9 protein-coding genes are annotated in these 11,040 nt (G+C 42.0%); 7 read left to right on the top strand and 2 right to left on the bottom strand.

Annotation, left to right across the window (positions count from 1 at the left end; genetic code table 11):
- Window positions 1–42: 42 nt before the first annotated feature.
- On the bottom strand, window positions 43–942 hold the full coding sequence (locus QI031_RS05960) for an ROK family protein (RefSeq protein WP_281484281.1): 900 nt from the start codon (window positions 940–942) through the stop codon (window positions 43–45).
- Window positions 943–1,262: 320 nt separating this feature from the next.
- On the opposite strand from QI031_RS05960, the gene QI031_RS05955 reads away from it, so the two are divergent.
- The 7 genes from QI031_RS05955 to QI031_RS05925 all read left to right on the top strand — a co-directional run bounded on the left by QI031_RS05955 (window position 1,263) and on the right by QI031_RS05925 (window position 10,270).
- Complete coding sequence (locus QI031_RS05955) at window positions 1,263–1,547, top strand: RNA-binding regulator (protein ID WP_281484280.1); 285 nt, start codon at window positions 1,263–1,265, stop codon at window positions 1,545–1,547.
- A 389-nt stretch (window positions 1,548–1,936) separates the two neighbouring features.
- On the top strand, window positions 1,937–2,986 hold the full coding sequence (fbp, locus tag QI031_RS05950) for a class 1 fructose-bisphosphatase (protein ID WP_281484279.1): 1,050 nt from the start codon (window positions 1,937–1,939) through the stop codon (window positions 2,984–2,986).
- A 420-nt stretch (window positions 2,987–3,406) separates the two neighbouring features.
- A complete protein-coding gene (tal, locus tag QI031_RS05945; RefSeq protein ID WP_281484278.1) occupies window positions 3,407–4,552 on the top strand; it encodes a transaldolase in 1,146 nt (381 codons plus the stop codon).
- Between the two features lie 155 nt (window positions 4,553–4,707).
- Window positions 4,708–6,237 carry a glucose-6-phosphate dehydrogenase gene (zwf, locus tag QI031_RS05940; RefSeq protein WP_281484277.1) on the top strand — a complete coding sequence of 510 codons (1,530 nt, stop codon included), beginning with the start codon at window positions 4,708–4,710 and terminating at the stop codon, window positions 6,235–6,237.
- A gap of 110 nt (window positions 6,238–6,347) precedes the next feature.
- The gene (opcA, locus tag QI031_RS05935; protein WP_281484276.1) at window positions 6,348–7,706 is read left to right on the top strand and encodes a glucose-6-phosphate dehydrogenase assembly protein OpcA; all 1,359 of its coding nucleotides are present in this window, start codon (window positions 6,348–6,350) and stop codon (window positions 7,704–7,706) included.
- A gap of 272 nt (window positions 7,707–7,978) precedes the next feature.
- On the top strand, window positions 7,979–8,593 hold the full coding sequence (locus QI031_RS05930) for a hypothetical protein (protein ID WP_281484275.1): 615 nt from the start codon (window positions 7,979–7,981) through the stop codon (window positions 8,591–8,593).
- A gap of 120 nt (window positions 8,594–8,713) precedes the next feature.
- Entirely contained in the window at window positions 8,714–10,270 is a 1,557-nt protein-coding gene (locus QI031_RS05925) for a cobyrinic acid a,c-diamide synthase CobB (protein ID WP_281484274.1), read from the top strand.
- A gap of 23 nt (window positions 10,271–10,293) precedes the next feature.
- Here QI031_RS05925 and QI031_RS05920 read toward each other — a convergent pair whose 3' ends face one another.
- Entirely contained in the window at window positions 10,294–10,866 is a 573-nt protein-coding gene (locus tag QI031_RS05920; protein WP_281484273.1) for an ABC transporter permease, read from the bottom strand.
- Window positions 10,867–11,040: the final 174 nt, after the last annotated feature.

Below are 11,040 nucleotides of genomic sequence, written 5' to 3'. Positions count from 1 at the left end.
ATTTTTTCTTATCTTTAGTAATTACGAATTACGAATTACGAATTACGAATTATCATAATGTTGCCACGCCAACTTTGCTGCACCCACTATTCCCGCCGAGTTGCCCAGTTCTGCTGGCAAAATTTGTAACCCCATACGAGATGTAGGCATGACTCGCTTATCAATTTCTGCCTTCAGATCTGGTGAAAAAAATTGAAAACTAGCACTAACACCACCACCAATTATGATCGCCTGTGGTGTCAAAATGTAAATCAAACTAGTTAAACCAATGCCTAATTCTCTACCATATTCTTGCCAAAATTTCAAGCTATCGGCATCTCCTGCTTGAGCAAGAGCGCCCAATTCTGCTGGTTCCTTGCCAGTACGGCGGTAAATTGCCGTCGCCGAAGCATACTGTTCTAAAGAACCTTGATTGCCACTTTTACACATTGGTCCGTTGGGGTTAAAAGAAATTAAACCCAGTTCTCCAGCAGCAGCTTGATGTCCCGTAAACAGTTGGCCATTCATTATAATTGCACCGCCAACCCCAGTCCCCAAAGTCAATAAAATAAAATTTTGCCAGCCGCGACCTGCTCCCAACCAAGCTTCTCCTAATCCTGCACAGTTCGCATCGTTAGCAATTACAGTCGGTTTACCAATTTTAGCTTCTAACCAGTCTGCCAAAGGGACATCGTGCCATTTTGGTAAATTAATAGCGATTTTGGCAATACGTCCAGTTGCATCAGCGGGGCCAGGAGTACCCACACCAATAGCAATAGTTTGATTATCTGGGTCAACTACTGCGATCGCATCTACCATTACAGCCAAAACTGCTTCTGGTGTTGACGGTTGGGGAGTTGCCACCATCAAAGATTGCAGGCAAATACCATCTTGATTGAATCGTCCCAGCTTAATCGCCGTTCCTCCCACATCAATGCCTATGACTTCAGCTTTCTGCACCATCTCACACCCAAAATCAAACTAGCGATCGCAATAATCTCAAAAATTGTAATTTATAAAACATATAAGAGTGACTAATTTTATGTTATTAGAGATTGTCAAATCTAGTACTTTGAAAAATGTCACAATCAGTTATTATATGAGCGTATGCGTCAGTTCAGCCAGATGGTCAGTTTAGTTGAAGTTCATGCCAACATTATGGTTGCGGTCTTACAACATTCGCCATTGGTAAATCAGAACAGACTATGCAACATTTGCAATTTGTTTAGATCTGGTTTGTAGCTGAACCAATCGCTTTTTAGTTGAAAATTACGTGACTCCAGATGACTATTTACGTTGGAAACCTCTCTTACAGCGCTACTGAAGCAGACTTAACAGCCGTGTTTGCAGACTATGGCGAGGTCAAAAGAGTTGTACTACCTACTGACCGTGAAACAGGCCGGATGCGTGGCTTTGCTTTTGTTGAAATGAATGAAGATGCCCAAGAAGACGCTGCAATTACAGAATTAGATGGCGCAGAATGGATGGGTCGTCAACTAAGGGTTAATAAAGCCAAACCACGAGAGGATAACCGACGAGGTAGTTGGGGGAAAAAACAAGATTTTTAACTGAAGCGAAACACAACAGTAGCAAATTGTTTTCTAGTTTGCAATCAAAAATTGTAGCAATTTCCAAAAAAGAATCAAGCAGTCAGATGTAACTGATAATTCTGACATTAACTAGTTGTGAGTCACTGGTAAGCTTCACAACTAGTCTTTTTTGCTATATCAGTGTTATGAACTAAAAGTATACTCCATACCCTGAATATGGAGGTTACAAGACATTGATTTCTTTAGTTTATCTAAAATCACATCTAAGTTATCAAATTACCTTTCTAAGATAGAGAGAGCAATTATAAAATTGCCACGTCCAACTCAACAGTGAACAGTGAACAGGTAACTGACAACTGACAACTGTCTTACCCAACTACCAGTCAATTCCTAGGGAGAACATCAAAATGGCTCAAGCGCCAGAATCGTTAGAATTTCCCATCAACGAACCTACAGACAAAGCCCTAGACCGTGATTGTACAACCTTATCACGTCATGTCTTACAGCAACTTCAGAGTTTTTCACCAGATGCACAAGATTTAAGTGCGCTGATGAATCGGATTGCCCTTGCAGGCAAATTAGTTGCTCGTCGCATGAGCCGCGCTGGTTTAATGGAAGGCGTTCTCGGATTCACTGGGGAAGTGAATGTGCAAGGAGAATCTGTCAAAAAGATGGATGTCTATGCGAATGATGTATTTATCTCAGTATTTAAGCAAAGTGGCTTAGTTTGTCGCCTAGCTTCTGAGGAAATGGAAGAACCTTATTACATACCAGAAAACTGCCCCATTGGTCGCTATACATTGTTATATGACCCAATTGATGGCTCTTCTAACACTGATACTAATCTCAGTTTAGGTTCAATTTTTGCCATTCGTCAACAAGAAGGAAATGATAGCGATCGCAAAGCCACTGACCTCTTAACTAACGGACGCAAGCAAATTGCCGCCGGCTATATCCTCTATGGGCCAAGCACAATGCTGGTTTATACTATAGGTAAGGGAGTCCACTCATTTGTCCTTGATCCCAGCTTAGGAGAATTTATTCTCACAGAAGAGAATATTCAGATTCCAAACCACGGAGCCATTTATAGCGTTAATGAAGGTAACTTTTGGCAGTGGGAAGAATCAATTAGGGAATATATTCGTTACGTCCATCGTACAGAAGGCTATACGGCTCGTTACAGCGGGGCAATGGTCAGCGATATCCATAGAATTTTGATTCAAGGTGGTGTGTTTCTCTACCCAGGCACAATTCAAAAACCAGAAGGTAAGTTGCGTTTGCTTTATGAAACTGCACCTCTAGCGATGTTAATTGAACAAGCAGGGGGTCGCGCCACTACAGGACTAGTAAACATCTTAGATGTAGTGCCTAAAAAATTGCATCAACGTACGCCTTTGATTATTGGTAGCAAAGAGGATGTAGTAAAGGTGGAGTCTTTTATTCAAAATGGTCATTAGAAGAAAAGACAGCACTTCGGCTGCGTTCAGCAACCAGAAGACAGAAGGTTTGTATAAGCTTTTTAACTGTTTTTCATTGATAGTTACTTTTGTCACTCTGCATCAATACATCATGGCAAAAAAGTAAACCGTTGGAAACTTGTACTGAGTTTAGCCGAAGTAGCGCACTCGAAAGGAGTCGAAGTATTACGAATTACGCACACTGTTACTAACATCTGGCATTAATTAAAAGTTAATCAGGGTGATTTAGGATTGGGGATACAGAATAGCACTTTTGCAAGTGAATCAAAGATTACCTCAGCTGGCCGATGCAATAAGTGATGGGCAAATACCAAAATTCAAGAGTAACTATCAAAACTTTGATCAGTTTTGCCAACTTTACTTAGAAACATCATCAACCGGAGTGAAATAAATCAAGCTATGACAACCAATCATCTACTAGAAATTAAGCAATACGGTCAAAGTATCTGGATGGATAATTTGAGCCGTGACATCATTCAATCAGGCGAATTGAAAGACTTGGTTGAAAATCAAGGTATCTCTGGAATTACTTCCAATCCAGCTATCTTTGAAAAAGCGATCGCAGATAATGTGATTTACGATGCTGATATCGAAGCTGGCATCAAAGCTGGATTACCAACATACAAAATTTATGAATCCTTAGTTTTTGCAGATATCCGCAATGCCTGCGACATCCTGCGCCCCGTATATGAAGCCTCGAATAGACTTGATGGTTATGTGAGTATGGAAGTGCCACCAACCATCGCCCACGATACTGAAGCCACAATCAACGAAGCTCGTCGCTATTTCCAAGAAATTGGTCGGGAAAATCTGATGATTAAAATTCCCGGTACAGAAGCTGGTTTGCCAGCAGTCGAACAGGTAATAGCCGAAGGCATGAATGTTAATATTACGCTGTTGTTTTCTGTTGAAAGCTACATCAACACAGCTTGGGCTTATATTCGTGGCTTAGAAAAACGAGTTGCAGAGAATCAAGATATTAGCAAAATTGCTTCTGTTGCTAGCTTCTTCCTCAGCCGGATTGATAGCAATGTTGATGGCAAAATTGATGCTAAGTTGGAAAAGGGTGTTGATGATATTAACTTAGAAGCAAAGCTGAGAGCTGTTAAAGGAAAAGTGGCGATCGCTAACGCTAAAATAGCCTACCAAGAATACGAGAAAATTATAGCAAGCGACCGCTGGCAAGCTTTAGCAGCAAAAGGAGCCAAAGTCCAAAGGTTACTTTGGGCAAGTACCAGCACCAAAGACCCCAACTACAGCGATGTCATGTATGTCGATGAGTTGATTGGCCGCGATACCGTTAACACCTTACCACCTGCGACCATTAAAGCTTGTGCCGACCACTGCGATGTCGCTAATCGTGTAGATACAAATGTCGAGGAAGCTTACCAACTGATAGAAAGTCTAAAAGATCCTGACATCAACATCGATATTGATGCCGTAATGGAAGAATTACTAATTGAAGGTATTGACAAATTCATCAAGCCTTTCGAGTCCTTGATGAACTCTTTGGAAAACAAAGTCAAGCTATTGTCGCCAGTATAGGGACTGGGAACTAGGGATAAGACAGCAGAGAAAGTTGAGGAAGATCAAGAAAATTCCAAATACCACTGACTACTGACCACTGACCACTAACTACTGACTCATCCCCAGTACCCAGTACCCAATCCCAAACCCCAAATCCAAAATCCAAAATTGTTATGGTTAGTTTGTTAGAAAATCCCTTACGCGTTGGTCTACAACAACAAGGGATGCCCGAACCCCAGATCATAGTCATCTTTGGCGCTTCTGGTGACCTTACCTGGCGCAAACTAGTGCCAGCACTTTACAAATTGCGCCGAGAAAGACGCATTCCACCAGAAACCACAATTGTTGGTGTAGCACGTCGAGAATGGAGCCACGAATACTTCCGCGAGCAAATGCAAAAGGGCATGGAAGAAGCCCATTCTAACGTCGATTTGGGGGAACTTTGGCAAGACTTCTCTCAAGGTCTGTTCTACTGTCCTGGAGACATAGACAAGCCCGATAGCTACCAAAAACTGAAAGATTTGCTGAGTGAATTAGACGAAAAACGGGGTACACGGGGAAACCGGATGTTCTACCTCTCCGTTGCCCCCTCGTTCTTCCCTGAAGCAATTAAACAGCTAGGAAGCGCCGGGATGCTAGACGATCCCTACAAACATCGTTTAGTAATTGAAAAACCCTTTGGTCGTGATTTGGCTTCTGCCCAGAGTCTTAACCAAGTGGTGCAAAAATTTTGTAAAGAAAACCAAGTATATCGCATCGATCATTACTTGGGTAAAGAAACAGTCCAAAACTTGCTGGTATTTCGCTTTGCCAACGCAATTTTTGAACCATTGTGGAATCGTCGCTTTGTTGACCATGTACAAATCACCGTAGCAGAAACCGTAGGCGTAGAAGATCGAGCTGGATATTATGAATCAGCCGGCGCACTCCGAGATATGTTGCAAAACCACCTCATGCAACTGTACTGCTTGACAGCAATGGAAGCACCCAACTCAATGGATGCCGACAGTATTCGTACAGAAAAAGTTAAGGTACTCCAAGCAACACGTTTGGCTGATGTGCATAATTTATCGCGTTCAGCAGTACGTGGTCAGTATAGTGGCGGTTGGATGAAAGGTCAATCAGTACCCGGTTATCATCAAGAACCTGGAGTTAACACAAATTCCACAACGCCAACTTATGTGGCCATGAAATTTCTAGTTGATAACTGGCGTTGGCAAGGTGTTCCTTTCTATCTACGTACAGGTAAGCGGATGCCGAAAAAAGTCAGCGAGATTTCAATTCACTTCCGCGAAGTTCCTTCACGGATGTTTCAATCGGCAGCAAAACAAGCAAACGCCAATATTTTGGCCATGCGGATTCAGCCCAATGAAGGTATTTCCCTACGTTTTGATGTCAAAATGCCTGGGGCAGAATTTCGTACTCGTTCCGTTGACATGGATTTTAGCTACGGTTCCTTCGGTATCCAAGCAACCTCTGATGCCTACGATCGCCTTTTCCTTGATTGTATGATGGGTGATCAAACATTGTTCACACGGGCAGATGAAGTGGAAGCAGCTTGGCAGATAGTAACTCCAGCCCTTTCTGTTTGGGATGCACCCGCAGATCCTACCACCATTCCTCACTACGAGGCTGGTACTTGGGAACCAGCAGAAGCAGAATTGTTGATTAACCAAGACGGTCGCCGCTGGCGCAGACTTTAAGAAAATAGTCATTAGTCAGTGGTCAGTAGTTAGTAAAAATAGAAAACACCTGACAACTGACACCTGACACCTGACACCTGACAACTGACACCTGACACCTGACAACTGTTATGACTCCCCAAGCTCCAACAATTTTTTCCCTGCAAGCACCCAAAGATATTTCGCTTAACGAACTCGAAGCGGAATTAAATCAAATTTGGCAAAGTTACGGCATTACTGGCGAAGATGGTGGACTTCCTGCTGCTACACGGGCTACCACATTTACTTTAGTGGTTTACGAACCAGAAGAAACCCAATATCTATTAGCTGCTTTGGGATTTTACAACGGTCCAATTGATGGAATTTTAGGGCCTCAAATGGAGGTAGCCCTGCGGCAAGCACAAAAACAATATAAACTACCGGAAACTGGCACAGCAACACCAGAAACTCTAGCTGTATTGCGGGAAGAATTTTCTAAACGTCAAGGAGGCACAGGAGACAGTGTTTCTACCTTAAGTACCGCTAGCCCCAAAATTGCCGATGAAATTGCTCTCCGCAATCCCTGCCGAATTATTGCATTGTTTCCCATTGCTGGCGAAGATGAAGGAGTTAAGGCTCAAGTTTCTGCTTACTGCCCCATCCAAAAGCAATCTTCTAGCACACTCATTTGCTGCGAATACATTACTCTTAGCGGTACTGCTGCTGCCTTAGAACGGGTAGGAGGCATGATTCCCGCACTTTTGATTGGGGGTTTGCCAAAGTTTCTGTGGTGGAAAGCTACACCAGACCCGAATAACGCTTTGTTTAAGCGCTTGGCGGCAGTTTGCAATAATGTGATTGTAGATTCTTGTAACTTTAACGAACCAGAAAGTGATTTACTCAGCTTACAACAGTTACTAGAAACTGGTGTACCCCTTGCCGATTTAAACTGGCGACGCTTATCAGCATGGCAAGAATTAACAGCTGAAGCCTACGACTCACCCCATCGTCGGGCTGCCTTAAAAGAAGTTGACCGCGTTACCATTGATTACGAAAAAGGTAATCCTACCCAAGCACTGCTATTTTTGGGATGGCTGGCCAGTCGGTTAGAGTGGCTACCAGTTTCTTATCAACACGAAACCGGAGATTACGATATCACCCGCATTCATTTTTTGGGTCAAGAACAGCGGCAAATAGAAGCCGAATTAGCTGGGGTTCCGGTCGCTGATGTGGGTAATATTGCTGGTGATTTGATTGCTCTGCGCCTGAGTTCGACAAATCCGCAAGCCGACTGTGGTACGGTAATTTGCTCAGAAACTGGCGGTTGTATGCGAATGGAAACACATGGTGGCGCTCAATCTTCAGGATTGTTTCAACAAGTAAGTTCCCTTTCTGAGCAAAAGGCAGAAGCATTGTTGAGTCAGCAAGTGCAACGTTGGGGGCGGGAATCACTATTTGAAGAAAGCCTGGGAGTTATAGCCAAGATTCTCAAATCCGGAGGTGAAAGTTAATAGTATAAATTTTTGGAAAAGATATGGAGACGTAGCACTGCTACGTCTCTAGGATTTTGGTTTAGGAGGTAATACCAATTTCAAAAAAGAATGCGACAGATGCTACGGTTGGGTATAACGAAGTGAAACCCAACATCTATAAGGCTTTGAGGCGTTGGATTTTGTCCCTCAATCCAGCAAATTAAGCTTGCCGCGCTACTACATCTGTAGCGCTCATTCTTCAAATTGGTATAAATGTGAAAAGATAAGTTGAGTTTGGGGAATTAAAAATTATGAGTCGCCCTCGAATTATTCAACCCGGACAAAGCTATACATTTAGTAAGTATTTTGAGCTTCCCTTTTCTCCAGAAGACATTTTAGCTGAACTAGGTCGTACTTATGAGCGCAAACAGCTGCAATTACCAAAAGTAGAACTTGTAACTGAGACAACTCAACAATTACAGCGAGTGATTGAACGCAATCTTCGACGGGTCAAGCTACTAAGTGAAGATGCGCGTAAGCAAGCAATTATCGCACCTATACTCTTAGAAGTTTGCGAAATTGCCCAAACCCAATTAAATATTGAATATCCTATTAACGTTAGCGACCAATTAAAAGGTAACTTAGATTACTACATTGATAAAGGCAAAGGCTTATTAGTAATTGAAGCAAAACAAGCAGATTTGAGCAGAGGATTTATCCAATTAGCTGTAGAACTGATTGCACTTGATCAATGGATAAATTCAGATAATCTTATTCTTTACGGAGCAGTAACAACTGGTGAAGATTGGCGATTTGTGACATATAAACGTCAAGAAAAACAGATAACTGAAGACTTTAAATTATATCGAGTTCCTGAAGAACTAACAGAATTAATTAAGATTTTAGTTGGCATATTGAGTAATTAAAAGTAATGTCACCAATTTCCCAAATATTTGAAATAAGCGAATTTACTGTAACTAATTTCCAAAAGATGTTTAGTTAGGAGTTATAATTCATAACTTCTGATTCTTTATTGCTAACTTTTGATGGCTTTAATCATTGCAGGAGAACGTAGTGGGGTGGGTAAGACAACAGTCACGCTCACCCTTTTAGCATCTTTATGCCGTCGAGGTATGGCGGTGCAATCTTTTAAGGTAGGCCCAGACTATATTGACCCGATGTTTCATCAACACGTTACTAATCGTGCTTGTCGGAATTTAGATCCAGTGTTAACCTCTGAAACTTACGTTCAACAATGTTTTGCTCGTCATAGCCAGCAGTGTGAATGTGCTCTGGTAGAAGGAGTGATGGGATTGTTTGATGGAGTAAAAGGGACTAGGGACTGGGGATTAGGGACTAGAAGAGAAGCAGAGGAGCAGAGGAGCAGAGGAGCAGGGGAGCAGGGGAGCAGGGGAGCAGGGGAGGCAGGGGAGGCAGGGGAAGCAGAGGGAGAAAATAACCTATGCCCCATGCCCAATGCCCCATGCCCCATGCCCAATGCCCCATGCCCCATGCCCCATGCCCCATACCCTATTGACTTTGCTAGTACAGCACATATTGCACGACTTTTAGATTTACCTGTGATGTTGGTGATTGATTGCAGCCGCTTATCTGGTTCAGTAGCTGCGATCGCCCACGGCTATCGATCTTTTGATCCAAGAGTTAAAATGGCTGGGGTGATATTAAATCGAGTCGGCAGCGATCGCCATTTATCATTACTCAAAGATTCCCTAGAATTATTACAGTTACCCATTTTGGGTGTATTGCGCCGTCAGGATAACATTACAATTCCCGATCGCCATTTGGGTTTAGTACCTACAGCAGAACTTCCCGAACTCAATGCTGTAATTGAGCGCCTGGCTGATTTAGGTGATAGTTGTTTTGATTGGCAACGGTTGTTACCCCTATTAAAGTCTGAAGTTACCAGCACTAGGTCACTGAGTTTGTCGAAGTGCTGTCCCTCTCCTGTAAAAATTGCAGTTGCCCGCGATCGCGCTTTTAATTTTTACTATCAAGATAATCTTGACTTGCTGCAACAGTTGGGTGCAGAACTAATTTTCTGGAGTCCACTAACAGATGCAGAACTACCGCCGGGTGTGCAGGGAATGTATTTTGGGGGTGGTTTTCCAGAAGTTTTTGCCCAGCAACTAGCAACAAATACTAGCGCTCGTGAGGCAGTAAAAACGGCTATTATTGGGGGAATGCCTGCGATCGCTGAATGTGGCGGATTAATGTATTTATGTGAACAAATTATTGATTTTGAGGGTAAAGCTTGGCCGATGGTAGGAGTTCTGCCTACATCTGCTGTCATGGGTAAACGCTTAACTTTAGGATATCGTCGCGCCGTAGCTTTGCAAAATAGTTTATTGGTAAATGCAGGCACAACTGTTTACGGACATGAGTTTCATCGTTCCCATTTAACCTCAACTCCTAATCAGCCCCTATTTGAAACTTCTCGCTACGATTGTGAAGAAAACATGGGTAATGAAGGATGGGGTTGCCTTGAGAATATTTATGCTTCTTATGTACATCTCCATTGGGGAGAAAGTATCGAGATTCCCCAACGGTTTTTGAAGTATTGTCTTACACAAGTTAATAGTTAGTAATCTATTTTTCTACTCAAATTTTAAGATGGTTTTTTGCCATCTGAAACAATCTGCGAAAGAAGAGATGACGTAAAGTCTAGCAACTGACCAAACATACTACCAATAATACCTATGTACAGTATTGCCTGGATTATGTTATTAATATTGCCAGCTTTATAAGCATCCCAAAGTAGAGAACCAAGTCCTCTTTGACCTATCAACATTTCTGTAGCAATCACTGTAAACCAAGCTACCCAAATGCCAATTTTCAGTGCATGAAATAGATGAAATATAGCTACTCGAAAATTATTATCCTGTCTGCGGAAATGTTGCATACCGATTGCCATATTAATGATTACCGACCAGAGAGTGCCAATAAAAATTATGACAATAGTTGCTGTTTCCCTTTCTCTAAACACTATCAACATAAAAGGTAGCAGAGCTATAGGCGGGACACTATGGGGGATTTCAAATATCCGTCTTAATACCTGATAAACAGTGCTATTTATGCCTATTAAATATCCAGTAAAACTACCTAAAACAGCGGCTGGTATGTAACCTACAAATAATTTCTGTAGGCTAGCTAAAACATCTAAAAATATATTAGGTTCCATGCCTCAGTTCTTATTTGGAACGTTTAGGGAATGCTGCGGCAATAACAAAAAGTAGCTAAATAAACAAACAAGAACACAGTATGGAAATTTAGTTATATCAAATCTATCAGATATTGAAAGCCTAATTAAAAAATTAAATAAAATTTCAATAATTTCCCTGATTAAGGCTTTTAT

The organism is Halotia branconii CENA392 (assembly GCF_029953635.1).
GTDB classification, from domain to species: Bacteria; Cyanobacteriota; Cyanobacteriia; order Cyanobacteriales; family Nostocaceae; genus Halotia; species Halotia branconii.
This window is presented reverse-complemented; position numbering and strand designations above follow the sequence as displayed.

Coding starts and splice junctions, on each gene's coding strand:
- QI031_RS05960 (WP_281484281.1), bottom strand. CDS start 942: ATGGTGCAGAAAGCTGAAGTCATAGGCATTGATGTGGGAGGAACGGCG.
- fbp (WP_281484279.1), top strand. CDS start 1,937: ATGGCTCAAGCGCCAGAATCGTTAGAATTTCCCATCAACGAACCTACA.
- QI031_RS05920 (WP_281484273.1), bottom strand. CDS start 10,866: ATGGAACCTAATATATTTTTAGATGTTTTAGCTAGCCTACAGAAATTA.
- QI031_RS05930 (WP_281484275.1), top strand. CDS start 7,979: ATGAGTCGCCCTCGAATTATTCAACCCGGACAAAGCTATACATTTAGT.
- QI031_RS05925 (WP_281484274.1), top strand. CDS start 8,714: ATGGCTTTAATCATTGCAGGAGAACGTAGTGGGGTGGGTAAGACAACA.
- zwf (WP_281484277.1), top strand. CDS start 4,708: ATGGTTAGTTTGTTAGAAAATCCCTTACGCGTTGGTCTACAACAACAA.
- tal (WP_281484278.1), top strand. CDS start 3,407: ATGACAACCAATCATCTACTAGAAATTAAGCAATACGGTCAAAGTATC.
- QI031_RS05955 (WP_281484280.1), top strand. CDS start 1,263: ATGACTATTTACGTTGGAAACCTCTCTTACAGCGCTACTGAAGCAGAC.
- opcA (WP_281484276.1), top strand. CDS start 6,348: ATGACTCCCCAAGCTCCAACAATTTTTTCCCTGCAAGCACCCAAAGAT.